Source organism: Shewanella sp. 30m-14, from assembly GCF_052977125.1.
In genome coordinates this window covers 121,680-147,684 of the sequence record NZ_JBRILW010000001.1, presented here as the reverse complement: position 1 = coordinate 147,684, position 26,005 = coordinate 121,680, and the positions used below count along the sequence as shown (strand labels likewise).

The 26,005-nt window shown below is 42.4% G+C and carries 22 protein-coding genes; 5 read left to right on the top strand and 17 right to left on the bottom strand.

The annotated features are described in order from the left end of the window. Nucleotides 1–3: 3 nt before the first annotated feature. The 7 genes from ACVBIU_RS00650 to ACVBIU_RS00620 all read right to left on the bottom strand — a co-directional run bounded on the left by ACVBIU_RS00650 (nt 4) and on the right by ACVBIU_RS00620 (nt 9,149). Nucleotides 4–2,052 carry a DUF1302 domain-containing protein gene (locus ACVBIU_RS00650; protein ID WP_447162837.1) on the bottom strand — a complete coding sequence of 683 codons (2,049 nt, stop codon included), beginning with the start codon at nt 2,050–2,052 and terminating at the stop codon, nt 4–6. Nucleotides 2,053–2,368: 316 nt separating this feature from the next. Further along, on the bottom strand, nt 2,369–2,596 hold the full coding sequence (locus ACVBIU_RS00645; protein WP_439267608.1) for a DUF2835 domain-containing protein: 228 nt from the start codon (nt 2,594–2,596) through the stop codon (nt 2,369–2,371). Nucleotides 2,597–2,676: 80 nt separating this feature from the next. After that, nucleotides 2,677–5,238 (bottom strand): aminopeptidase N, encoded by a 2,562-nt coding sequence (gene pepN, locus ACVBIU_RS00640; protein WP_447161330.1) that lies wholly within the window; start codon nt 5,236–5,238, stop codon nt 2,677–2,679. A gap of 73 nt (nt 5,239–5,311) precedes the next feature. Next, nucleotides 5,312–7,357, bottom strand: a complete 2,046-nt coding sequence (gene prc / locus ACVBIU_RS00635; protein ID WP_447162838.1) for a carboxy terminal-processing peptidase — start codon at nt 7,355–7,357, stop codon at nt 5,312–5,314. Between the two features lie 33 nt (nt 7,358–7,390). Then, the gene (gene proQ / locus ACVBIU_RS00630; protein WP_447161332.1) at nt 7,391–8,029 is read right to left on the bottom strand and encodes an RNA chaperone ProQ; all 639 of its coding nucleotides are present in this window, start codon (nt 8,027–8,029) and stop codon (nt 7,391–7,393) included. 285 nt (nt 8,030–8,314) lie between these two features. Beyond that, nucleotides 8,315–8,773 carry a GAF domain-containing protein gene (locus tag ACVBIU_RS00625; RefSeq protein ID WP_447161333.1) on the bottom strand — a complete coding sequence of 153 codons (459 nt, stop codon included), beginning with the start codon at nt 8,771–8,773 and terminating at the stop codon, nt 8,315–8,317. Nucleotides 8,774–8,858: 85 nt separating this feature from the next. After that, complete coding sequence (locus ACVBIU_RS00620; RefSeq protein WP_447161334.1) at nt 8,859–9,149, bottom strand: YebG family protein; 291 nt, start codon at nt 9,147–9,149, stop codon at nt 8,859–8,861. 187 nt (nt 9,150–9,336) lie between these two features. Here ACVBIU_RS00620 and ACVBIU_RS00615 point away from each other — a divergent pair, with 187 nt between their 5' ends. From ACVBIU_RS00615 to ACVBIU_RS00605, 3 genes are read left to right on the top strand one after another with little or no spacing between them, the layout of a single operon-like run. Further along, nucleotides 9,337–9,969, top strand: coding sequence for a paraquat-inducible protein A (locus ACVBIU_RS00615; protein WP_447161335.1), 633 nt, complete (start codon nt 9,337–9,339; stop codon nt 9,967–9,969). Then, nucleotides 9,956–10,597, top strand: a complete 642-nt coding sequence (locus ACVBIU_RS00610) for a paraquat-inducible protein A (RefSeq protein WP_447161336.1) — start codon at nt 9,956–9,958, stop codon at nt 10,595–10,597. Before ACVBIU_RS00615 ends, ACVBIU_RS00610 begins: the two co-directional genes overlap by 14 nt. Further along, nucleotides 10,575–13,205, top strand: a complete 2,631-nt coding sequence (locus tag ACVBIU_RS00605; protein ID WP_447162839.1) for an MlaD family protein — start codon at nt 10,575–10,577, stop codon at nt 13,203–13,205. The genes ACVBIU_RS00610 and ACVBIU_RS00605 overlap by 23 nt, the downstream gene beginning before the upstream one ends. 242 nt (nt 13,206–13,447) lie before the next feature. Here the strand turns inward: ACVBIU_RS00605 and ACVBIU_RS00600 are convergent, their stop codons facing one another. Next, nucleotides 13,448–14,674: a nucleoside recognition domain-containing protein gene (locus ACVBIU_RS00600; RefSeq protein WP_447162840.1), complete on the bottom strand. Its 1,227-nt coding sequence runs from the start codon at nt 14,672–14,674 to the stop codon at nt 13,448–13,450. Between the two features lie 68 nt (nt 14,675–14,742). Between ACVBIU_RS00600 and rsmF the strand changes: the two genes are divergently transcribed. Beyond that, nucleotides 14,743–16,182, top strand: coding sequence for a 16S rRNA (cytosine(1407)-C(5))-methyltransferase RsmF (rsmF, locus tag ACVBIU_RS00595; RefSeq protein WP_447162841.1), 1,440 nt, complete (start codon nt 14,743–14,745; stop codon nt 16,180–16,182). 287 nt (nt 16,183–16,469) lie between these two features. Here the strand turns inward: rsmF and ACVBIU_RS00590 are convergent, their stop codons facing one another. From ACVBIU_RS00590 to apbC, 8 genes are all read right to left on the bottom strand, one after another. Further along, the gene (locus tag ACVBIU_RS00590) at nt 16,470–17,258 is read right to left on the bottom strand and encodes a TatD family hydrolase (protein WP_447161340.1); all 789 of its coding nucleotides are present in this window, start codon (nt 17,256–17,258) and stop codon (nt 16,470–16,472) included. 45 nt (nt 17,259–17,303) lie between these two features. Further along, the gene (locus ACVBIU_RS00585; RefSeq protein ID WP_447162842.1) at nt 17,304–17,630 is read right to left on the bottom strand and encodes a PilZ domain-containing protein; all 327 of its coding nucleotides are present in this window, start codon (nt 17,628–17,630) and stop codon (nt 17,304–17,306) included. Between the two features lie 6 nt (nt 17,631–17,636). Beyond that, nucleotides 17,637–18,554 carry a DNA polymerase III subunit delta' gene (gene holB / locus ACVBIU_RS00580; RefSeq protein ID WP_447162843.1) on the bottom strand — a complete coding sequence of 306 codons (918 nt, stop codon included), beginning with the start codon at nt 18,552–18,554 and terminating at the stop codon, nt 17,637–17,639. Between the two features lies 1 nt (nt 18,555). Continuing rightward, entirely contained in the window at nt 18,556–19,194 is a 639-nt protein-coding gene (gene tmk, locus ACVBIU_RS00575; protein ID WP_447162844.1) for a dTMP kinase, read from the bottom strand. Beyond that, complete coding sequence (gene mltG, locus ACVBIU_RS00570; protein WP_447162845.1) at nt 19,191–20,198, bottom strand: endolytic transglycosylase MltG; 1,008 nt, start codon at nt 20,196–20,198, stop codon at nt 19,191–19,193. The genes tmk and mltG overlap by 4 nt, the downstream gene beginning before the upstream one ends. After that, nucleotides 20,195–21,124, bottom strand: a complete 930-nt coding sequence (gene pabC, locus ACVBIU_RS00565) for an aminodeoxychorismate lyase (RefSeq protein WP_447162896.1) — start codon at nt 21,122–21,124, stop codon at nt 20,195–20,197. The genes mltG and pabC overlap by 4 nt, the downstream gene beginning before the upstream one ends. 73 nt (nt 21,125–21,197) lie before the next feature. Then, nucleotides 21,198–21,836, bottom strand: a complete 639-nt coding sequence (udk, locus tag ACVBIU_RS00560) for a uridine kinase (protein ID WP_447161345.1) — start codon at nt 21,834–21,836, stop codon at nt 21,198–21,200. An 11-nt stretch (nt 21,837–21,847) separates the two neighbouring features. Continuing rightward, nucleotides 21,848–22,963 carry an iron-sulfur cluster carrier protein ApbC gene (gene apbC, locus ACVBIU_RS00555; RefSeq protein WP_447161346.1) on the bottom strand — a complete coding sequence of 372 codons (1,116 nt, stop codon included), beginning with the start codon at nt 22,961–22,963 and terminating at the stop codon, nt 21,848–21,850. Nucleotides 22,964–23,123: 160 nt separating this feature from the next. On the opposite strand from apbC, the gene metG reads away from it, so the two are divergent. Continuing rightward, nucleotides 23,124–25,163 (top strand): methionine--tRNA ligase, encoded by a 2,040-nt coding sequence (gene metG / locus ACVBIU_RS00550; protein WP_447162846.1) that lies wholly within the window; start codon nt 23,124–23,126, stop codon nt 25,161–25,163. A gap of 88 nt (nt 25,164–25,251) precedes the next feature. Here the strand turns inward: metG and ACVBIU_RS00545 are convergent, their stop codons facing one another. Further along, nucleotides 25,252–26,004 carry a Nif3-like dinuclear metal center hexameric protein gene (locus ACVBIU_RS00545; protein ID WP_447161348.1) on the bottom strand — a complete coding sequence of 251 codons (753 nt, stop codon included), beginning with the start codon at nt 26,002–26,004 and terminating at the stop codon, nt 25,252–25,254. Nucleotide 26,005 lies beyond the last annotated feature (1 nt).

Below are 26,005 nucleotides of genomic sequence, written 5' to 3'. Positions count from 1 at the left end.
GATTTAGATTGAATACTTAAGGTTGAACGAAACGTAATCTCGGTCAGCTAATGAATTTGTCGTGCCGACGCCACCAAAGAAGGTGTTATAAGAGATATCTGCGCCCCAACGACTTTGATAATCAAAGTTCACGCCTAATGCCACTGATTTTTTGCCTTCGGTAAACAGGAACATCGGATCTGGCGTAATACCATCAACGTCATGAGAGAAAATGATCCGAGGCGCAATATTTACCCCACCCAACACGTTGTTATAGTCCGCTTTCGCAACGAGGCGATAACCCCAAGCAAAGTCAGTAGGGAAAGGGTTCGTTTCAGGTCCGTTATGAAGTGCCTCAATGATCCCCGGCATATCTGGGTTACCACCTGAGCGCGCAGTACCAGGACCATTTAATCTAAGTTCATCATGGCTTGGCATATCATGGATCCACACGCCACCAACTTCAGCTAACATAGTAAGATTATCGGTGCCCAATGTCGGGCCAAATAGATGGGTAAATGTCGTCTGTGCTTGAGTGGTATCTAGGCGGATAAAGCCTTCTGCATATTCGCCTGGGCCGTAATTTTCAACTTGAGAAATACCGTCCAAATCTGGGCGCAAACCTGCATTCGCTAACTGCTGTGGCATTGCCGCAAATAGTAACTCTACATCATCAATTTGTAATGGTTCATCTAGGCGGTGAGCAATTTCTCCCGCAACAGAAGTGTCACCAAGCAGTGTATTAAAGCTCACACCCATTAATTGGATATCTTCAGGGTAAACAATCTGCGCCTTAGAGAATGTTTCTAACGCTAACAAGTCTTCGCGCGTCATGGCTTCGCCAGACTGTGCTTTGCCGCCTAGACGTTGTAAGTCGCGGCCAATAGCCTCTTCAGAGAAGTTAGCAGTAGTACCACTAATGAGTGGACGACGACTGTGGTAATTCATGTAATACAAACCGAATTCAGTCTCGCCCAATTCTGGTGCGTAGTAACCGAGCTTTATACCCCATTGACCATCATCACTTGCCGATGCAGGATCTTCAACTAACGTTGCTTTTGTTGGATAAGCCAGTGCAAGTTTAGCCAAATCTGCGGGATCAACAGCACCTGAGCCGACCATACCAACGAGGGTATTGTATTCAGACAACAAGAAGTCGAGATCCATATCTGGGTTTGCGTTAAAACCTAGCTGTGCATTTTGGTAATAGCCGCCATAGCCGGCGAAATCATTAGTTGATAAGAATGAGCCTGGTGTTGGTACCCAAACAGGCTCCCAATCATATTGGTAGAAACCTTCAACAGATAAATTGTCGGTCACCCCAAGAGAAACCCAAACCATACCTTGTGGTCTAAATGCTTCTTTAAGTTCTGCACCTGGTGCATTAAGAATATTTAAATCAACTGGATTGATGACACCAATTCCGTGTGCAATCAGTGTGCTTTCTCCCCAAGAGACAACCTGATTACCCACACGAATTGAAAGAGGATTTGCACCATCATTAAAGTCAAAGTCAGCATAAACAAACGCATCTAGTAGACGTATATCTTTACATTGTACTTCTGAAGCTTTTTTATCTTCACAAGGATCGTACTCTTTGCCTGTTAATGGATTGCTATAGCCATAATCTCCATCATTTGCCTTACGATCGTAAAAATACATACCACGAGCAAATACACCGAAATTCTTATACTTTAAAGAAAGCTCATGTAGTCCTTTAACAATCTCTGCAGTCGTATCACCTTGCGTATATAGCAGATCGGCTAAATCGCCATTACTAGAATAAGAACCTGGTTGCGCCCAAATCTCAGCGGCACTGTATTTAGTGTTACCGAATGCTGAATATCCAGACCAATCAAATTGTGGGTGATTCACCTTACCTATTTGATTATCCCAATCTCGACCTTCAACACGCCAACTAGCACCAGCAGTCCATGTCGAATCGAATGTTCCTTCTACTTCTCCCCAATTAAATGAGACCGCATTGGCCTGATTTGTTATGCCAAAACCGAGCGCCGCGACTATCCCCAAAGCAAGCGTCGACTTATTTAAGCCGTTTTTAACCTTTTTCATTTTAGCTTCTCTCCGTAACCTGCTGGATTCTTTTGTTATAGGAATTGTTAACCAACATGCTGTTAGCTTACAGGTAACACTATTGTTACAGCATTTTTACGAGGCGAGCAAGGTTGAAACATGGAAATCTTTAAAAGATTTCGTCACTTAAGGGAGGTAAGCAAGCAAGAATTTGTTGCTGTATTTAAATCAGTAATTGATGAAGTGGTATGCGTCTACTTTTAAGCTTATATACTATGTAATTACAATAACTTATAAGTTAGATAGCCAATAAAGAATTCATGTTTAAAGCAATCGACCGTTTGAAGTAATTACTCTAACTTTTAATAAGGCTAATTAGGTTTCCTTGGCTATCTACAGTCATAGTAAAATATGCCTTTATACCCTCACGAGTCAAAAAGGGCCGAAAATGCCTAGCGTTAATCCATAATGTTTGGCCATTAAGGTCGATGACTTCAACTTTATTTATCTCGCCTCGATAATAAGGTAAGAATGTTTGATAACTGATATTGAGTGGGAAATTAAATACTTTATTGGGTGCCACGGTGACATTCTCATTAACATAGGGGCTTAGACCTGCAGTAATCGTCTTAACAGGCTAAGACCCCATAACTTTATCGAAGATTAAACCAGTGCTTTAGTGACTTTCTCATATAGATCTTTCGAAAGTGCTTTAATTTCTAAGATTCGCTGCAGTTCGTTCTTCATCAATGCTTGTCTTTGATTATCAAACTTTTTGAATTGGATCAGCGGCGTAATAATCCTAGCTGCGACTTGCGGGTTAAGTTTATTTAACTTAATAATGGCATCGGCCAAAAATTGATAGCCCTGCCCGTCTTTTCGATGGAACTCAAGCGTATTGCCAGCTGCAAATGCGCCGATTAGAGAACGAACTCTATTCGGGTTATTAAAACTAAATGCTTGATGCTCAAATAAAGACTGCAACTTTTCGATGCAATCATGGCTATTTAAGGTCGCATGTAAAGCAAACCATTTATCCATGACCAAAGGAGTATCGATCCACTCTTGTTCAAATTTCCTCATCAATTCATTACGAATAGCTGACGACTCACAATTTAATGCCGATAGAGCGCCTAAACTGTCAGTCATATTATCAGCCGAATCGAACTGTGACTTAGCCACTTCGCCGTAACTTTTCTCTATTTTTAAAAGTAAGCTTAGGCAGATATTTTTTAATGAACGAGCTGCAGCCTCATCGATACTGCTTAACTCACGCACTTTAGCCAATAACTCATCTTCACCGTCTGACGCAATCTCAAGCACAACAAACTCTCTTGCTAATGCGAGGTTATCTAGGTCAACGGCACTTTTCTGTTCAATCAGTGAACCAGCGCTTGGCAGGGTTAGGATCTCAGCCATGAGTGCCTTATCAAGATCTTGTGCCAGGATGACCCCTTTAAAAGCATCAAGGATCCTTGGGTCGATAAACATTGCTTGCTTATGTTGTAATCGTTCAACATTTTGCCACACAGATTGACTAAATAGTGAAACTGATGCTTCCCATTTGGCGACTTCGCTAGTAGCAAAACGCATAATATGAACAAGTTGTTCAATGGAGTAATCAAAACTCAGTTTAACTGGCGCAGAAAAATTTTGCAGTAACGACGGTATAGGCTTTGAAGTCATGCCACTAAAAGTAAAGGTTTGTTGTTTATCAGTAAAATTCAGAACTTCGCTAATAACTGAATCACCATGAGCACTGATCATCTCCACATCAAATGGGATATGTAAGGGCTGCTTATCAGTTTGGCCAGGTGTATCAGGGGTCGACTGAGACAATGTTAGCTTGTAGCTGTTATTTGCAGCATCATAGTGCTCTTCGACTTCAACTTGCGGTGTGCCTGCTTGGCTATACCAGCGTTTAAACTGACTTAAATCAACTTGACTTGCATCTTGCATTGCTGACACAAAATCATCACAAGTCACAGCCTGTCCATCATGACGCTCAAAATATAAGGCCATGCCTTTTTGGAATGCCTGTTCGCCTAATAAGGTATGCATCATTCTAATAACTTCAGCACCTTTATTGTAAACAGTAACCGTATAAAAGTTATTCATCTCAATCACTGACTCGGGTCTGATAGCGTGTGCCATTGGCCCAGAGTCTTCTGCAAACTGTTGGTTCTTCATTACTTTAATGGCATGAATACGGTTTACCGCGCGAGAACCAAGATCAGAACTAAACTCTTGGTCTCTAAATACGGTTAAGCCCTCTTTCAAGCTTAACTGAAACCAGTCTCTGCAAGTTACCCGGTTACCAGTCCAGTTATGAAAGTACTCATGCCCTACAACAGACTCTATTCCATGGTAATCATCATCAGTCGCAGAAGCTTTATCCGCCAATACAAACTTAGTATTAAATACATTGAGTCCTTTATTTTCCATGGCACCCATATTGAAAAAATCGACCGCCACAATCATGTAAATATCTAAGTCATATTCTAAATTAAAGCGACTTTCGTCCCAAGCCATCGACTTTTTAAGTGATGCCATTGCATGGTGAGCTTTATTTAAATTACCTTTATCAACAAATACCTGCAACTTAACCTCACGATTACTACAGGTAGTAAAGCTGTCTTCCAACAGGTCAAAGTCACCTGCTACTAGCGCAAACAGATAAGCAGGCTTTGGGAAGGGATCATGCCACAGTGCGAAATGCCGACCATCTTCTGTGTCACCTGAATCGACCAAGTTTCCGTTACTCAATAAATAAGGGAAGGCCTGTTTATCTGCTTCAATACGCACAGTATAGATAGCCAATACATCTGGGCGGTCTAAAAAGTACGTTATACGCCTAAACCCTTCAGCCTCACACTGAGTACAGTATGCACCATCCGACATATATAAGCCTTCCAGACTGGTATTTGCCTCAGGATCTAACTTAGTCGTTATTTTTAATTCAAATTCATTAAGCTTGGTATCAACAATCAGCTCACCCGACTGCTGTTGAAAAGCAGTATCTTTCCCATCGACGGTAACACTTAGCAGCTCAATCTCATCACCGACGAGGACTAATGCCTCATTATGTTGTCCGTGACGAACAACCTGACTGGTCGCAATGATCTGTGTTTCTTTTCCTGCAAGTGAAAATGCTAAATCGATATGGCTGATCTTAAATTGTGGTTGTTGATAATCTTTGAGGAATTTTGCTTGGGGCTGTGACATGAATAAACCTCTAATTTATTAATTTTGAATTAAAAAAAACGCGCATAAAGCGCGTTTTTTTATTGAGTCGATTTTACTTTTTTTGATTCTTTGCCAATTTTTCAATATCCGCTAAATCTAGCGTGATAAAGGCTGTTTCATCTAAGAAAGCATCGGCTACTTCGACATCATCAGAAATATCATCCAATGACTTAACTTTTTCTTGGCCTTCTCTTACGAGTCGGTCGTTAGCACGATCAAGTTGTTTCTTGTCGTTTGCTTCTCGTTCAGCTAGACGTTCCGTCTTAACTAAAGAAACCGTTTTATCATCATGGTTTTCTTTAAACTCAGCAATATCTTGGAAAATATAACTAAATTCAACATCAGATTGAATACGATCTTTATGCTTACCGTCCAAGTTCTGAATAAGCTGCGGATAAATTTCACCAAGTGTACCGTATTGTGCTACTGGTACTTTGTCCCATGGTAATGCATTTTCTTCTTCAGCTTCACCATACTCGCCTGGCTCTAAAGCGCTCGGGAATGGAATATCTGGTGTAACACCCTTAAGCTGAGTACTTCCACCGTTGATGCGGTAAAACTTAGCAATCGTGTACTGCACATGCCCGATAGGCTTTTCGTACATATCATAGATACGACCAAGGCTCTTATGTTGCTGCACCGTACCTTTACCAAAGGTAGACTCGCCAACAATAAGTGCACGGTCATAATCTTGAAGTGCTGCAGCAAAAATTTCAGAAGCCGATGCACTGTATCTGTCAACCATCACGGTTAACGGACCATCATAAGTGACTCGTCCATCATTATCGCGATTTTGTGATACTCGACCGTTCGCATCTCGAATTTGAACCACTGGACCCTGTTCAATAAACAAGCCTGTTAACAACGTTGCTTCAGTTAATGCACCGCCGCCATTGCCACGAAGGTCAATAATAATACCTTCGACTTTAGCTTCTTTTAATTCGGCAAGTTCTTTAGAAACGTCTTTTGACAAATCCATATAAAAACCGGGTATTTGAATCACACCCACTTTACGATTTGCGTAAGGGCCGTCTGTTGGCTCAATCACTTTAGACGTTGCAGCTCTATCTTCTAAACGAATTTTATCGCGAACAATTGTCAATTCGAACGTTTTCGCGTTGGTGCCGCCTTTCTTTGGTAAAATCTCAAGAACAACCTTACTGCCCTTTGGACCTTTAATCAGTTCGACAACATCATCAAGACGCCAGCCGATGACATCAACGATCTCTTTGCCTTCTTGACCTACACCAATAATTCTATCTTCAGGTGATAATTTTTCGCTTGATGCTGCCGGGCCGCCTGCAACCAGGCTCTTGATCACTGTATAGTCATCATCGACTTGAAGCACTGCACCAATGCCTTCTAAGCTCAAATTCATTTCCATTTGGAAACGCTCAGCATTTCGTGGGGAAAGATAGCTTGTATGAGGTTCCACTGTGCGGGCGAATGCATTCATTACGCCTTGGAAGACATCTTCGCTATGGGTTTGGCTTAAACGTTTAATCGCATTGTTATAACGTTTCTCAAGGACTTCGACGATTTCATCCCAATTCTTACCAGTAAGAGAGAGGTTTAATGCATCGTATTTTACACGTTGACGCCAAAGCTCGTTTAACTCAGCTTCGGTTGTTGGCCAGTTTGCATCTTCGCGGTCGTATTCATAAACGTCATTAGCAACGTCAAATGCCATCTCTTCATCAAGCAAAGACAATGCATAAGCAAATCGCTCATAGCGACGCTTTTGAACAAGCTCAAACATCTTATAAGCTTGATTCAAATCACCACTTTTCAACATATCATCAAATTCAGATGAATAGCCTTTGAAACTATCGATATCAGACTGCAACAATACATTCTTGCGATAATCTAATTGCTTTAGATATCGATTAAATACCTGTTCAGAGAAGGCGTCATCCATATCAAAACGATGATAGTGGGAGCGAGTGAATAAACCTGTCACTCGTTTACTGGCAACCTTATGTTGCGGTTCCTGCTTAAGAGCGGGCAACTCGCTGAATTGAATAGTAGGGCTTACGGCCCACGCCGAGAATCCGACAAAAATACCGGCAATGGATACAGCCAGAGAAAGTTTTCGCATCAACAAGTTACTCCTTTAGGTGCTAATAAGCCATTACAGCAGTATATGTTCAGCTCTAACTTTGATGGTTAAACCAGAGTCTAACTGAACTTGAACATCTTCTTTTTTGATGTCCAAAATCACACCAGCTACTGGTGCCTTACCTAATTTGACATTAACACGCTGCTTTGGTTTCAGTTCAGCTAAAACCGCAGGTACTAAATTTTCTGCCACAACAGGCTCTTTTGCAGGTTTGCTGCTTTGAGCTTGCTTAGGACGTTTAGCAACTGGCTTCTTAACAGGCTTCTTAGCCGTTTTTGCAGCTGGGTTAGCACTCTTGGCCTGTGCAACTCTTTTCGCCTTAGCTTTGTCTTGGCTCTCTTTTAGTGTAGCTTGAGCATGATCAATGTGCTCTTGCTCTAATTCACCACAAGCATTACCGTCTAAATCAATACGCTGTACGCCTGCTTTCACGCACTTTAAGTAGCGCCAGCTACTCGTGTATCTTCTTAACGCGATTCTGAGCTGAGTTTTACTGACTTTAGAATCATCAGCTAACCTTTCCGCTAAATCTTGAAACAACCCAATTTTTAATGGCTTAGTTTCACCTTCAGCTATAAAGCATAAAGGAAATGTTTCGTACAAATACGCAAGAATAGCGTTGGTATCGGTCAACTTTTCTGTTGATTCCATCTTTACTTCCACAGTTTAAAAAAGGGACACCACCGTAGAGCTTTATCACTCGTATCAGTTAAGTGTCGTTTATATTTGTCTGATCTGCGCATAAACAACAAATGAAAAATCGTTAACATTTGTTTTTATACCTAAAATCAAACCTACCTTAGCAACAATAATACACAAACTCTAAGCATTCATATCTTGAATGTAAACGTGTTTGTTTTTTTCATTACTCAAACCGCTTATTATAGAGAGGCTTCAAATGATTGCGACCTCCAATTAGCGATAATTGGTCGTAGATTAACCAAATAGGCAAAATTCGAGACTTTTTACCAAAGTTTCGACCCCTTGTTGATCAATTTTACTGAACCTTGATAACGATGGGCTATCAATATCCAGCACACCGATAACAGATCCGTTTTGTCGTAAAGGTACAACCAATTCTGAGTTACTGGCACTATCACATGCAATGTGACCTGCAAACTGGTGAACATCATCAATTCGTTGTGTTGAATTTAATGCCACCGCGGTACCACAGACACCTTTACCGACTGGAATGCGAGAACAAGCTACCTTACCTTGAAACGGCCCTAATACTAATTGATCATTTTTCAATAGATAGAAGCCAACCCAATTAAGATCATCAAGGTTGTCATTGATAAAAGCTGAAAAATTTGCCAATGCTGCAATAGTGTCATCTTCATCTGTAAATAATGCCCGCACCTGACGTTCTAGCGTGCCGTAAAAAGCGTCTTCCATTAATACTATCCAACCGTTATATCTAAAACAAAAAAGCATACTTACAACATTCTAACAACAAACCTACCTGCATTAACAAGGAGTTTTATTTTTCTGCCTTGTCCTCAGCTTTTTTAGCTGTTTTCTTAACCGATGCTTTTTTCTCTAGTGATCCACCTTTAAGTAACACTTGCAGGTCATCTTTGTTCTCGGCCAAGAAAAAGCTTAACTTTTCAATATTAACCTCCTCCAAACCTAAGTCACTCTTACTTAAAAACGGGATTAGGTTATCAGCGATATCTAGCATCTTATCGTAGGCATCAGCCTCCTTCTTAGATGTAAAAGTCATCTTTTCAACCCCTTCTCTAACAACTACAAATTGAGTTACAACGGCCATATTCAACCTCACACTGTTTTTATATACAGTAGAGAGTCTCATAGATTGAACTTCTTATGCAAGTTTTCTTGAATATCTGATAAACTTATTCGGTTAATGGCTCTGTATTTTCAATCGCATACGTGAAAATACTCACCTTGCGTACTCGATTAACCGTTTATATCGCAAACTTGGATATTAAAAAAAGATGGCTATGGAAGCAGTAGATAATAGTATTACTTTGTGTCAGTCCTGCGACTTAGTCATTAGGAAGCGAGCACTGCCAACTGGCGTACGTGCTATCTGTCCAAGGTGCCACACCCCCCTTTACGATACGCCATACTGTTCTATCAACGGTATGTTAGCCCTGTGTTTAACGGCGGTTTTCTTTTTCGCACCTGCAAATTTATACCCGGTCTTAGAGCTTGAGTTTCTTGGAAGTATTAGGACAACTACAGTCATAGAGGGGGCGTTATCTGTTTACCAGCAAGGTTATTGGTTAGTGGGTATTGCGGTGTTGGTTTCTGCCGTTGTCGCTCCGGGGCTATTGTTATTATCCATTTTGTCTCAAACACTCATTATTAAGTTCGGGCTCAGTTCTGTCATACTGAGGACGACACTCAAACAATTACTAAAAATTCAAGGAATGCTCACCCAGCTCACCATGCTTGAAATCTATGTCATCAGCTTCCTCGTCGCGGCGTTCAACCTAGCAGATTTTGCCAGTGTCTCTTTTGGTTTTGGTACATTCTGTTTCACCATGTTATTTGTAATGACGTTATTTTTAATGCGCGAGTACGATTTAGAACATATGTGGAGCTTTCTTGATGAACACAAATGACTCTGCAACGCTTGGGAAAGATATCGGCTTAACCTCGTGTCCAACATGTCACAAGGTGACCTGCAGTAAGTCTGCAACATGTAGTCGTTGCGATGCTCCACTTAAGGTTAGAGATTATGACAGTGTCCAAAAAAGTTGGGCGCTGCTAATCACCGCAGCTATTTTGCTGATCCCTGCCAATATTTACCCCATTACAACGCTGACGAATCAGGGACGAGTGACCCAAGACACCATTTTTTCTGGGATCGCTCACCTCGTTAAAACGGACATGATCCCCATCGCAATCATTTTGTTTACTGCGAGTATTTTGGTACCGATCTTAAAAATTGTAGGCTTAACGATTTATTTATCTGCAATCAGTTTCAAACTCCCTATTTCGAAAAAGAAGTTAATGACTGGCTTTCATATTATTGAATGGATTGGTCGATGGTCGATGCTCGACTTATTTGTTATTTCACTTACTGTAGCTGTCGTTAATATGGGACAGTTACTCGACGCTAAGCCGGCTCCAGCAGCAACTGCATTCGCCTTAGTTATTTTACTCACGCAGCTCGCTGCAAAAGTTATAGATACCCGATTACTCTGGGATAGATTGGAAGCAAAAGATGACTCAAGTACAAACGCCTAAAGTCGTAAAGAAAAAGTTATTCTCACCGATTTGGTTATTACCCATTATTGCACTTGCATTAGGCGCGTGGCTTGGGGTGAAGAGCATACGCGAGTCGGGAATTGAAATTACGATTCATTTCCCAAGTGCCACAGGAATGGACATAGGTAAAACCTTAGTCAAGTACCAAGGGCTTACAGTGGGTAAAGTCGTTGATATGAGTATTGATGATGATCTTCAAGGCGTAAACGTCTCAGTTCTCATGGATTATCGTGCCGCACCATTTATCAACCAGGGGACCAAGTTTTGGTTGGTTAAACCTAAAGCAACAATCACCGGCATCGAAGGTCTAGATACCCTTTTTTCTGGTAATTACATTAGTATGTTACCCGGTGGCGGCGACTCAAGATCCTATTTTGAAGCAGAAACAACTGCCCCCGTCATCACACCCGGCGTAGAAGGACTAATTGTCCATATCACTTCTGACAAATTAGGTTCTCTTGATGTGGGTTCTCCTATCTTTTACAGACAGATCCCAGTAGGACAAGTAGTTGGTTATCATCTTGAAAGTGCGGAACAAATTCTAGTAACAGCATTTATTCAACAGCAATATGCTGAGCTAGTTAAAACCGACTCTCAATTTTGGAATGTCTCGGGGATCAGCATCGATGCCTCCTTATCTGGTGTAAAAGTCAGTAGCGAAAGTTTAGCCTCGATACTTGCTGGTGGCATTAGCTTTAGCTCCAATACCTTATCTGAACCCGTGGAAAATAAGCATGAATTCACGTTATATGACAGCCAAGATGACGCCTTAGGCGGATTGCAATTTAACCTACTCGCAAGTGGTACCGACGCCGTATCTCAAAATACCGCCATTGTTTATCGTGGGATCCAGATAGGCCAGGTAACTCATAAAGCATTAAGTGATGATGGCGTTGTGTTATCTGCAAGAATTGATAACGCCTATAAAGAGTTACTCACTGAAAGTGCTGATTTCTGGTTGGAAGGCGCCGATATATCTCTATCCGGTATAAAGCACCCTGAACGTTTAATCACAGGTAGTGTAATTAACTTCATTCCAGGTACAGGAGCTGCAAAACAACAATATACATTGTTAACACAGCAACCTGAGCCCACAAATACTGGTAAACTGCTCCTCACGCTGCACGCAAAAAGCAACCCAGGTATTAGCGCCGGTGCAGAAATTCGCTATAAGCAGATCAAGATTGGTCACGTACTATCCAGTCAGCTCAATAACACTTTTACTCAAGTAGAATATCAAGCTGAAATAGACGCTGACTTTGCGACGCTTATCAGCGCAAATAGCCACTTTATTGCAGAGTCTGCATTAACCATAGATGCGAGTCTCGATGGTGTTAAAGTCAGTACCCGTGATCTGACGACTTTGACTAGTGGCGCGTTAAGCTTAGTTAGAGGCACAAACAAAGCCTTGGCAAAGAGCGGCGACTCGCTGTATGTTTTTGGCAACAGCAAACAGGCTACGTCTTTTTTCAATAATCAAAAGCTTATAAAAAGAAGACTCTACAATCAAGATAGCGCAGATCTCACTGCTGGCTCTCCTATCTATTACAAGAAAATGCAAATAGGCCAGGTGTCTGGCGTAGAGTGGCAAGCCACAAATAATGACTTTGCAATTGATATCGCTATCGAACGTGACTTTAAAAGTTTACTCACTGATCAAACAATCTTTTGGCGTAACAGTGCAGTATCAATCAATGCCAGTTTAAGTGGCGTTGAGGTCGAAGTCGCGCCATTAATGGGAGCTTTAAAAGGCGGAATAAGCCTTGGCTTGCTTGAAGGTAATACCGTCGCAAACGGCACCGCGCTTTATGAAAGTAAGTTCCTTGCATTCAGCCAGGCGGTACCCATTCAGCTCACCTTCCCTGCGACCGTAAAATTAACCCGCAAAGCAGCCATTCGGTATTTAGGCCATAAAGTCGGTGAAATTGAGTCGGTAACCTTAGCCGCCAATTTAAAGCAGTTAAATGTTACTGCTTATTTATATGGTGAATATGCCACTAATTTTAATCAAAAAGATGCCTCGTATTCTGTTGTCGATGCGGATATTTCTTTAGCTGGGATTAAAGCGCCTGAAACCCTGATAACCGGTGCCTATATTGAAGTCTTCCCGGGACAAAGCAACATCAAGGCGACAACCTTTGTTGGACAAGTTGATACGCCATTTCATAATATCGATGGTGCGTTAACCTTTAATTTAAGTAATAGCACCTTAGGCTCGGTTAAGTCAGGAACAGCCATTTTCTTTAGAGGGATAAACATTGGCCAAGTCGATAGTTATGCTCTTTCAGATCAAGGCACTGGCGTTGTAATGCACGTTCATATTAAAAATAAGTATCAACATCTTGTAAACCAAACCAGTGTGTTTTGGGATCTCTCAGGCGTAAAAGTTGATCTTGGCCTATTCTCAGGCGCGCAAATCGAGACGGGTTCGTTGGAAACAATTTTAGCCGGTGGCATCGGGGTCGCAACACAAGAAACCACCACGGTAGCAAACACCATCAACAACGACCAAACATTTACGCTTCAGTCTGATTTTGATGCAAAATGGATGACTTGGTCACCAGTACAAACACCTAAAGCAGACTAACGATTCAGCTGCTAAGAAATATTAACTAACAGTTGATAACTTGGAAATGATAGTTAATAACGATTATCTAGCAACTGAATAGAAAAACGAGGCTATAAGGCCTCGTTTTTTTATGTCTGTCAGCATGTTTGCTAATGGGAAAATGCCATGTGATCGCCGAGCAATTATGTCATCTATTCGCCTTGAATTAGTTTGCCCAAAAACACTCTGAGTAGAACAACTACTTATTTTGATTGGTATCATCAACCATAAAAATGGTAGCAGACCAGTATCGCCGCGATGATCCCCGCTAAATCTGCAAATAAGCCACAAGCTAACGCGTGCCTGCCATTACGGATCCCAACAGCACCAAAATAAACGGCCAATACATAAAATGTCGTCTCGGTGCTGCCTTGCAATATTGCAGTTAAGCGACCAGCAAATGAATCCACTCCATAGTGCTGCATGGTTTCAAGCATCATAGCCCTCGCCCCTGAGCCACTAAAAGGTTTCATGATAGCTGTAGGCATGGCATCAACAAAGCGTACATCCCCTCCAGCAAAAGCGACTAAGCCTGCTATAAGCTGTAGCAAATAATCGAGCGCACCGGAAGCTCTGAGTAACGCAATAGCGAGTAACATCGCCAGTAAGTATGGGATTAGCTTTATGGACTGCGCAAAGCCCTCTTTCGCACCTTCTATAAATTCATCATAAACTGCAACCTTTCGGATACCAGCAACCAGTACAAAACTAAAAATAAGCAGCAATAAAATACCGTTACCAAGGCTGGTACTGATTTCACCAATAGCCGATACAGATAAGGTACTTAAATAAAATACCAAGCCGATAATGGAAGATAAAATGATACCGGCATAACCCAGTACCACAGTATTGAGTAAAGATAACCTTTGTACTATCGCGACTACCGTTAGACCTGCCAGTGTCGATGCCGTTGTTGCCAGTAAAATCGGCAGAAAAATATCAGCTGGTGCGACAGCTCCCTGCTGAGCACGATACAAAAATACTGTGACAGGCACTAAAGTTATAGAAGAGGTATTTAACACTAAGAACAGGATCTGGGCGTTAGTCGCAACGCTCTTATTAGGGTTTAAGGTTTGTAGATCTTGCATTGCCTTGAGGCCTAACGGCGTTGCAGCATTATCTAAACCCAGCATATTGGCAGTCAAATTCATGGTGACGCTACCAAAAGCCGGGTGCCCTCTAGGTACCTCTGGCATCAGTTTAGCGAGTAAAGGTTCAAACATTTTAGAGAATAAGCCAACGACCCCCGCCTTTTCGCCAACACGCATCAAGCCCATCCACAGTGATAATACACCGATTAAGCCCAATGCGATTTCAGCGGCTAATTTTGAACTCGAAAAAATGGCACTGACACTTTCTGAAAGTACTTGAGTATGGCCTGTTAGCACCTGCGCCAAAATAGCGAATAATGCGGTTGCAAAAAAGCCAAACCAGATCTTATTTAGCACTCAAGTTCCCTCTTATCATTTGGTAAATCTGTTATAATCCCGCTACTTTACCGCATTATCTTCGACATATGGCTCATTTTAATCAGAATTTTCTCGACAATATTGAACGTGATCTCCCTTCTCACCTTTCAATGGAAGACTTTATTGCTTACAGCAATAAACCGTTACGTCTCTCTATTCGGGTCAATACACTCAAAATTAGTACCGCAAGCTTTATTGACTTAATGTCAGAAAAAGGCTGGAGCTTTGAGCCTATTCCATGGTGTGACCAAGGTTTCTGGGTGACGATAGGCAGTGATATACAGTTAGGTAATACTGTCGAGCACTTACAAGGCTTATTTTACATTCAAGAAGCCAGCTCAATGCTACCGCCTACAGCGCTGTTTAACTCACATGCCAAAAATGAGAATGCTCTTGGCCTATTAGAGCAAACCTGTGTTTTAGACATGGCTTCAGCGCCGGGCTCCAAAACAACGCAAATAGCCGCACTGATGAACAACCAGGGGCTTTTAGTCGCTAATGAGTATTCAGCCAGCCGTGTAAAAGTCTTGCATGCTAACGTGGCGAGAATGGGCGTATCAAACTGTGCCCTCACCCATTTTGACGCTAGAGTTTTCGGTGAGTATCTATTTGAAACATTCGACGCAGTATTACTCGATGCCCCCTGCAGTGGCGAAGGCACAATACGTAAAGATCCAGACGCATTAAAAAACTGGGATAACAATGACAATAAAGGCATTGTAGTCACTCAGAAAGCGTTAATTGAATCCGCTTTTCTTGCATTAAAGGTTGGCGGAAGCTTAGTTTATTCCACTTGTGCATTGAGTCGTCAAGAAAACCAAGATGTTTGCCATCATTTAAAAAGTGTCTTTGGCGAGGCGGTTGAATTTGCCTCGTTAACTGCGCTATTTTCCGGCGCTGATAAAGCATGTACCGAAGAAGGATTTTTACATGTATGGCCGCAGATTTATGATAGTGAGGGCTTTTTTGTCGCAAAGATCCGCAAAGTATCAGCTGTAGAGCGCATCTTACCTGAACCTAAAAAGCAAAAGAACTTTCCATTTACAGCTGCAAAGACCAAGCAAATTGAAGAGTTAACGGCTTATTTTGAAGATTCATTTGCCATTACATTACCTACGAATGCAGAGATCATGGTACGTGATTTAGAGTTTTGGTTGTTCCCAAAAGCGGTTATGCCACTTATAGGTAAAATGCGATTTCAGCGAATAGGGATTAAGCTCGCGGACGCATTAAAGAAAGGCTATAAGGTTCGACACGAAGCGGTCTTGGCACTCTCATCACCCACTCGGTTTGAACTCAGCGACGAGCAAGCGAAAGAGTTCTTAATGGGCCGCGATATCAGTTTAGCCGAAAAAGTTAAACCTCAGGGAGAAGTGATTGTCAGTTATGCCGGTAACCCTCTTGGTGTAGCAAAGCACCTAGGCAATAAATTAAAAAACAATCTTCCCAGAGACTTAGTTAAAGATAAGATTGCGTTATATCAGTAATACCAGTCTCATCTATACATAAATAGTTACATTTGGGTGGCGAGCATTAAAAAATAACCACCCACAATCTGTAAGGCTGGTCTACACTCTATATCATTAGTCATTAGATAAATGCTGATTAGCCTTATTTTACCATTATGGTTATCAACGGTAGTGGTAATCAACAGTAGCGCACGGCTCCCAGTGAGCCATTCCCCTAGACCCAGAACAATTGGAATAGTTTTGGGTCTTTTTTTGCCTGTAATTTAGCCTAAACCTCAGCATTAAAGTATGCAGGCTAGTATTGGTTAGCGTCCAGCGAGTTTTGCAGCGTCTTTAAACAAATTAAAGAAATTATCCGTTGTATACTGTGCCAGTTCAGGGTATTTCTCACCTCTAAGCTCAGCGACAAATTCCGCGACATCACGTACAAATGCAGGTTGATTCTCTTTACCTCGATGAGGAACCGGTGCTAAATAAGGAGAGTCCGTCTCTACCAATAATCTGTCTTTTGGTACCTTGCGGATCACATTACGTAGATCGCCAGCATTTTTGAATGTAACAATACCTGAAACCGAGATGTAAAAGCCTAGATCTAAAGCTTGTTTCGCCATTTCCCAGCTTTCAGTAAAGCAGTGTAAGACACCACCAACAGAATCAGCATTGCCTCGCTTTAAAAAGTTAATAGTATCTTCACGGGCATCGCGAGTATGAATAATAAGAGGCTTATTAACCTTTACAGCCAGATCTATCTGCTGCTCAAAACAAGTTTGTTGCAGTGTTTTTGTCTCATTGGCATAAAAGTAATCGAGCCCTGTTTCGCCAATAGCAATGACTTTCTCATCACGGGCAAACTGCTCAACCTCTTCGATGTTTAGACCTTCTTGCACATCTAACGGGTGTACACCTGCAGACAAAAAAACCTCATCAAAGGCCGCCATTTTTTGCTTCATTTCGGTGAAGCCTTGCTGCCTGACATTCACACAAAGAAAATAAGCAATATCGCGGGCTTTTGCTGCGGTAATGATCTCTTGTAGTGAAGCCTGATCTGGCGCGGTTTTAAGACGGTCTAAATGACAATGTGAATCGATAAGCACAGTGAAAGTCCAACAAACAACAAAAAGGACAGCAAGTCTAACCAGCTACATAGTGCAGGTCAAATCTCCAGAGGCCAGTTCACGAGAAAGAAGCTGTTCGATATGATGTTTATGAAAATCAGGCTCGGATAAAATTTTTATGCCGACTCCTGCAGGACGCCCTCCCGATGCACCTAAAGGATTAATCCAGATCACCGAACCTTTGAAGTCGTGATGCTGTGAGCCACTCGGGAGTTGATAACGAACCATGATCTCTTGTCCAAGACTGAAGCGTTCAACACTAGCAACAAACATACCTATCGGTTTGATAAATGGCATATAAGCGCGGTAAAGCTGCTGTAAAGACTCAAATTTGACAACAAGATTCATCATAGATTTTTATTGGCTCATTAGCTGGTTATACTCAATTGTTAATCCTTCAAACAATGCCAACGAATTAACGTTTGGCATCACCGACAAGCGTGTTTCTAATTGCATCACTTTTGCTGCAAAATTTGCCAGCTTAGCTCTGAGCAAAGGGTCGATTTCTTGCTTTTTCACTAATATTCGATGCACCACTAAGTATAAAACGTTAAGCGCGTCAGAAATTTGCTTTTCATTAACATTTATTAAACTATCACACAGGTGTCCTGACGACAAACTTTGTATCCAGCCTTTTCTGTATGATACCAATGTCTTATCTCGGCCGCTCTCGACTGCCGAAAGGATAGCTAAGGGCCCTCCCACAACAGGTAAGCACCAGGTCAAATCTTCATTAGTCGATAACTCTTGCTGTAACCATTGCTTAACAATTGATTTGCTTGGCATTTCCAGATGAAGTCTCTGGCAACGACTACTAATCGTTGCGAGTAAGCGACTGGGTGAATTGGTTTGTAAAAACAAAATGGTATCTTTGCCGGGCTCTTCTAATGTTTTAAGCAATGCGTTCGCTGATGCCTGATTCAAACGTTCACTGTTTAAAATAACCGCAATCCGCCTTCCGCCCTGTTGTGGCGTTGTGGTTAGCTTTTGGCACAGCTCACGAATTTGATCTACCTTAATCTGTGCGCCATCTGCTTCAACTCGGTATAGATCAGGATGACTATTTGCCTCAACAAGTTGGCAAGGCTTACAGGAGCCACAGCTTCCAGTTCGGCCAACTTGTTTGCATAACGCAGCCTTGGCAAGCTCAAGCGTTAACGCTTCACCGCCGTAACCCACATCCATCGCAACCAGATAAGCATGGCCAACACGAGCCGTTTTCAATTGCTCTGAAAACGTTTCAATTGTATGTTGCAGCCAAGGGAGCTGTGTCATATTACCAACTCTGCTGCTGAAGAATGGCAATAATGTCCTTATGCACCTGAGCCATACTTTGGCTGGCATCGACAATTTTTATTGAATCATCGCTATCTGCAAATGATAAGAAAGTGGCACGAGCACGGTCAAAAAACTCAATTTCTTGCAGCTCAATACGATCAAGCTCACCCCGTCGAGCTGCGCGCTCAAGCCCTAACTTAGGGTCAATATCTAGGTAAAGGGTCAGGTCTGGTTTAAAACCTTTAAGCGTGGCATCACTGATAGCTGAGACTAATGGCATTAATCTTCTACCACCACCTTGATATGCAAGTGAAGACAAGTTGTGTCTATCACCTAATACCCACTCACCGTTAGCTAAAGCAGGTTTGATAACGTTTGCAACCAATTGTGCTCTTGCTGCGTAAAACAGCAAACACTCAGCTTCATCACATAAGGGATCGCTGTCATTGGCGACTTTAACTAAGTCACGCATCTGCTCAGCGAGTGGCGTTCCTCCCGGTTCACGAGTACAAACAGGAGCTTGCCCTATATGTTTTTCAATAAAATCTCTAACCAATGCGATTGCACTTGATTTACCCGCCCCCTCAAGCCCTTCAATCACGATAAACTTGGCGGAATGTTCAGTTTGTGTATTCATCGATTTCTCTGATATTTATTCACTGCTCGATTATGCTCTGTCAGTGTTTTAGAAAAAATATGGCTACCATCATTTCGTGATACGAAATAAAAATAATCAACGTCAGCGGGATGCGCGGCGGCTTGTATTGCTGCTAAACTGGGTGCAGCAATTGGCGTGGGTGGTAACCCATTAATTCTGTATGTATTAAATGCGGTCGTTTCACGCAGATCTTTACGAGTGATATTGCCAGCATATCTGTCGCCCATGCCGTAAATAACCGTTGGGTCCGTTTGCAATCGCATGCCTTTACGTAAACGATTGACAAATACTGCAGCTATCCAGGGGCGCTCGCTTGCTTTACCTGTTTCTTTCTCAATAATTGAGGCTAAGATGAGTAACTCATAAGCCGATTTTAACGGTAAGCCTTGCTGACGTCCTTGCCAGGCTTTTTCAAGCTCAAGCTTCATTTTCAAATAACTTTTATTGAGTAAGGCCTGATCAGTAGAGCCAGCTCGATAATGATAAGTGTCTGGGAAAAACTTCCCCTCAGGCAAACCGGAGTCATCACCATTGGCAACAAGTACCTGGTTAAACACATCTTGCTCTTGCTGCAACCTTGCTTGCTGTTCCAGTATGAGTAACCACTCTTTAACCGTTTGCCCCTCTAATAGGGTCACACCGAAAGACTTCTCTTTACCGCTAATGATTTTAGCCATCAGACTATTGAGGCTTTCGTTTGGTGTAACTTCATAAAGGCCTGAGCGAATGTGTGCTAACTCTGGTTTTAAACGTACAAGCCATTTAAGTTTCCAGCCTTCGTCGATTAACTGTTCAGTTTCCAAAACAGAGATAAATTGATTAAATGTGGTTCCCCGTTTAATCGTTAACTCTTGTACAGAGGTGGCTTTTATTGGTTGTTCACCATAGGCAAGTAGTGTTTGGTAGCACCAATATCCCGCCATGGCTGCGATAGTAACAAGAGTAAATCCGGTTGCGAAGACGCTGATTATAATTTTTTTCATAGTGTCAAACTGAGTTGTTCTCTTAAGCTTGGAGTCCAAGTTGCTGGTGTAAATGTAAAATCGTCAATCCTTACAATATCGACAAGTCCAAAAAGGCTATTAGTGATAAACGCATGCTTTACCTGGTTAAGCCTACTGTACTGGATATCTGTTACTTCTATTTTATGACCCATTTGTAAAAGCTGGTGCATGACTTGCTCTCGCATCATACCCGCCACTCCCGCATAACTCATTCGTGGTGTAACGAGCTTTTCATCGACAACAAAGAAGATGTTAGCCATCGATGACTCAATAATATTATCTTCAAAGTCAATGACTAACCAGTCATGTATTCCTTCAGGTAATTCAATTGACTTGATAAGCACTTGCTCTAGGCGATTGCAGTGTTTTATCCCCGCAAGTTTGGGCTGCTTACCCAATGACACAGGCGAAAGAGCTAGCCCTACCCCCTGCTGTTGCCACTTTTTATAGTGTGCAGGAAAATCACTCACAGACACAATTTCAGTTACGTTTAGCGGCTCAGAGCGATCAGTGTTATGAGCGCTATTTTGCGGAGTCGAAACACTGCAGGCATTAGCGGATTGATTCGACAACTCCGCAGTGATTATATCTGCTGCTAAATTCGGTCTATTTACAGGCGCACTATAACCTCGTCCGCCAATACCTCGAGTAAGTAAAAGTTTGATACAAGAGTGCGGATTGGCTTGCGCTAATGTGTGTAATTGCTGTTGAAGCGCAGGCGAAACTGCCCAGTGAAACCCTAAACGATAAGCGCCTTGAGTAAGACGCTCCATATGTGCGGTAAAAAACAGGATCTCACCTTGGTCTACTCGCATAGTCGCAAATAAACCGTCACCATAAGCTAATCCCCTATCAAGGGGATCAACATTTATGCCGGGCTGTCCATTTACCCAAACCTTAGGCATTAGCAAAGCAGGCTTCACTCTCTAGTTCTGTTAAACCCATGTTTCGCTAGAGTCCCTTATATTTAAAATTGCCTTATTTCGCGAGCAGGTGCTGTATACGTGCCTTGAGAATATCAGTTGCGATTCGGTTTTTACCACCACGAGGCACGATAATATCAGCGTACTGCTTAGATGGCTCAATAAACTGTAGGAACATTGGACGCACAGTCTCAGTATACTGTTGCATAACCGATTCCATCGTTCTTCCGCGCTCAGCGACATCACGAGATAAACGGCGCATAAAACAAATGTCTAGTGGTGTATCCATAAACACAGATGCGTCCATCTCTTTACGCAGAGCAGGATCGGTTAGCAACAAAATCCCTTCAAGAATAATGACCTTCTTAGGGGTAAGTGTCACTTTTTGTTCAGTACGAGTATGCTCTGTATAACTATAAACAGGTACATCAACTGCATGACCTGCTTTAAGCTCACGCAAATGCGTGCATAATAGTTCATGATCCAATGCTTTAGGATGGTCATAGTTAGTCAATACACGTTGATCCATCGACAGATGGCCTTGGTCGCGATAATACGCATCTTCTGCAATCACACCAATTTGATCTGTACCTAAATCACGGCAAAGTTCTTCGTAAATCGTTTTAGCGATAAGACTTTTACCTGACGCAGACGCGCCCGCGATACCAATTACAACACAATCTTTAGAATTCATTAAAATAGACCTTATTCGTCATCAGACATGCTAATTGATACTTTAGGCTGTGCTTGACATAAAGCAAGCTGTGCCCCGACCTTTCTAGCGATTTCACGATATATACCAGCGACTTGACTTGACTCATCAGCCACTACTGTTGGCGTACCTTTATCCATATCTTCACGGATATTCAATTGCAGCGGCAATTGACCAAGCAATGGCACATTGTAGCGAGTTGCCATTTTTTGGCCGCCTTCAGCACCAAATGGATGATCTTTATGACCACATTCAGGGCAAAGGTGGAAGCTCATGTTTTCAACAATACCCAGTACAGGAATGTTCACTTTCTGGAACATACTCACGCCTTTTTTAGCGTCCGCCAAGGCGATATCCTGAGGGGTCGTCACAATCACAGCACCACTCACTGGTACTTTTTGTGAAAGTGTTAATTGAATATCACCGGTTCCTGGTGGCATATCAATCACTAAGTAATCCAGCTCTGGCCACTCAGTTTCAGTCAGCAATTGTACTAATGCACCCGCCGCCATAGGACCACGCCATACCGCAGCTTGGTCGCCATCAAGCATAAAGCCAATAGACTGCGCTACAATGCCGTGAGCTATTGCCGACGTCATAATCTTGCCATCTGGCGATACAGGCTTGAAATCTTCAACACCTAACATCATAGGAATTGATGGGCCATAAATATCAGCATCTAAAATACCAACACTGGCACCTTCTGCAGCTAACGCTAGCGCTAGGTTAACGGCTGTAGTTGATTTACCCACACCGCCTTTGCCCGATGCCACAGCAATCACTTGCTTAATGTTTGGCAAAGGTTCAACTGCACTAATTGCTGAAACGGTTTCTGGTTGGAAGTCAATTTCACATTCAACTTCGTCAATTGCATCCAATACAGCTAACTCTTTAGTCACAGCCATAACGATATCACGGTACAGTGTCTGGCACGGGTACGCGTAACATAGGCCGAGCTGTAGTCGCTTACCTTCAATGGCAAGCTTGGTTACCATACCAGCGCTTAACAAACTCTTGTTCAAATACGTGTCTTGAAACGTATCTAGAATCGCTAATACCTGGCTGAGTAGATCATCATCAAGATGATAATTTGGATGAGTTGAAGACAAAATGCAGACCCCCTAAATATGATTTGCGCAATTGTACCAGATATTCTGGCAAACATTAGTCTAGATTTAATCCACTTGTGCGAGCTTTTGATGAAACTATCTATTGGATCGGTTAGTATCTATGCCATTCTAATTAGGTTCCCAGCGATTTTGAGAAAAGATGGCAAATTCACAACGTAAAATCCTCGTCACTAGTGCACTTCCGTATGCTAACGGTCCAATCCATTTGGGTCACATGCTTGAGTATATTCAAACCGATATTTGGTCACGTTTCCAAAAGCTACGTGGGCACGAATGTCACTACATCTGCGCTGACGATGCTCATGGCACGCCAATCATGCTTAAAGCACAACAGATGGGTATTGCACCAGAAGAGATGATTGCTCAAGTTCAAAAAGAGCATGAAAAGGATTTTGCTGACTTCAATATTCAATTTGACAACTTCCACAGCACTCACAGTGATGAAAACCGTGAGCTAGCGAGTCAAATTTATATCAAGTTACGCGACGCGGGTTATATTAAAACCAAAACCATTTCACAGTTATTTGACCCTGAAAAGTCAATGTTCCTGCCTGACCGTTTTGTAAAAGGCACTTGCCCACGTTGTAAGTCAGAAGATCAGTATGGCGACAACTGTGATAACTGCGGCGCCACTTACAGCACCACTGACTTGATCAATCCTAAGTCTGCTGTATCGGGTGCGACACCAATCATGAAAGACACTGAACACTTCTTCTTTGACCTGCCAGCATTTGAAGGCATGTTAAAAGAGTGGATCAACTCAGGCTCTCTACAACAAGAGATGGCCAATAAGCTGGGAGAGTGGTTTGAGCAAGGTCTGCAGCAGTGGGATATTTCTCGCGATGCACCTTACTTTGGCTTTGAGATCCCAGATGCACCCGGTAAATTCTTCTACGTTTGGTTAGATGCGCCAATCGGCTACATGGGTTCATTTAAAAACCTATGTGATAAGCGTGATGATCTAAACTTTGACGATTTCTGGAGCAAAGATTCTACAGCTGAAGTTTATCACTTCATCGGTAAAGATATCGTTTACTTCCACAGTCTCTTCTGGCCAGCCATGCTTGAAGGTGCAGGTCTGCGTAAGCCTACCAGTGTTTATGCACATGGTTATGTGACAGTAAACGGCGCTAAGATGTCAAAGTCTAAAGGTACCTTTATTAAGGCACGTACTTACCTTGATAACCTAGATCCAGAATATCTTCGTTACTACTACGCGGCTAAGCTTAGCAGCAGAATCGATGATTTAGACTTGAATCTAGAAGATTTTGCCCAGCGCGTAAACTCAGATTTAGTCGGCAAGTTGGTTAACCTGGCGTCACGTACCGCAGGCTTTATCAGTAAGCGTTTTGACGGCAAGCTCGCTAAAATTGCAGACACTAGCCTGACGACAAGTTTCTTAGCTAAGCAAGAAATCATTGCGAACTTCTATGAAACCCGTGAATACGGCAAAGCGATGCGTGAAATCATGGCACTTGCTGATATCGCTAACGCTTATGTCGCTGACTCAGCGCCATGGCAGTTAATTAAAGAAGAAGATAAGCAAGAAGAAGCACATCAGGTTTGCAGTAATGCACTTAACCTGTTCCGGATCTTGGTGACCTACCTTAAGCCTGTGCTACCTAAACTTGCTCAAGATGTTGAAGCCTTCTTACAGATGGAATTGACTTGGGACAATTTAGATGTCGATCTTGCTGATCACGAAATTGCTAAATTCAAAGCCTTGATGCAACGCGTTGAGATGAAGAGTATTGAAGCAATTATCGAAGCGTCAAAAGAAAACCTGCAAGTGACTGCAGAGCCTGAAGTGCAGCAAGAGATTAAGACTCCGCTTGAGCAAGATCCTATCGCTGAAGAGATAAGCTTTGATGATTTCGCTAAAATTGATCTGCGTATTGCGCGCATTGCAAAAGCTGAACACGTTAAAGAAGCCAACAAGCTCTTACGACTAGAGCTAGATTTAGGCGGTGAAACCAAGCAAGTCTTTGCCGGTATCAAGTCAGCTTACGCTCCAGAAGATCTAGAAGGTAAGCTTACTGTCATGGTCGCTAACCTTGCCCCACGTCAAATGCGCTTTGGTGTATCTGAAGGCATGGTATTGGCCGCAGGGCCTGGTGGCAAAGAGCTTTGGATCATGGAGCCACATGAAGGCGCGCAGCCTGGCATGAAAGTGAAGTAACCCCAATATCGGGTTTAGAGTCATTCAAAACAAAAAAAGCCGCTAATTAGCGGCTTTTTTATTATCAAATGTTTGTTATATTAAGCTGTTATACCGGATTCACGATATCAACAAAGTGATGCTTAACCCCAAACTGCTCTGCTAGATGTGCGCCTAACGCCTGAATACCATAAAGCTCGGTAGCATGATGGCCAGCAGCATAATACTGTACGCCCTGCTCTACTGCGCAGTGATAAGTGCGCTCAGACACTTCACCACTGATAAAGGCATCAATCCCCATACTTGCTGCAATATCAATATAATCCTGTGCGCCGCCGGTACACCAAGCCACAGTGCTAACCATGGCATCTTGGCAGCCTAAATGCTGGCATTGACGGTTTAGCTTATTAGAGATCTGTTGATTAAAGTCACTAGCCATTGTGGGCGTTGCCAGCTTTCCTCGCCAAATTAAACCTTGGGCTACATTGTCGATAACTTCAGCCTCCACGATCCCCAACACTTTTGCTAACTGGACATTATTGCCAATCTCAGGATGCGCATCTAACGGTAAGTGATAGCCAAATAAATTAATATCATTTGTCAGCAAGGCCTTAATACGCTTTTGTTTCATGCCTACAATCACTTCTGGTTCACTTTTCCAGAAAAATCCATGATGAACCAAAATAGCGTCCGCGTTCAACTCAATGGCAGCATCAATCAACGCCTGACAAGCTGTGACACCTGTTACTATGGTATTGATCTGTAGCTTACCTTCAACCTGCAATCCATTTGGTGCATAGTCTTTAAAGTTCGAAATTTGTAAAAAACTTGCCAAATATTGGCTTAATTCGGTCCGAGTCATA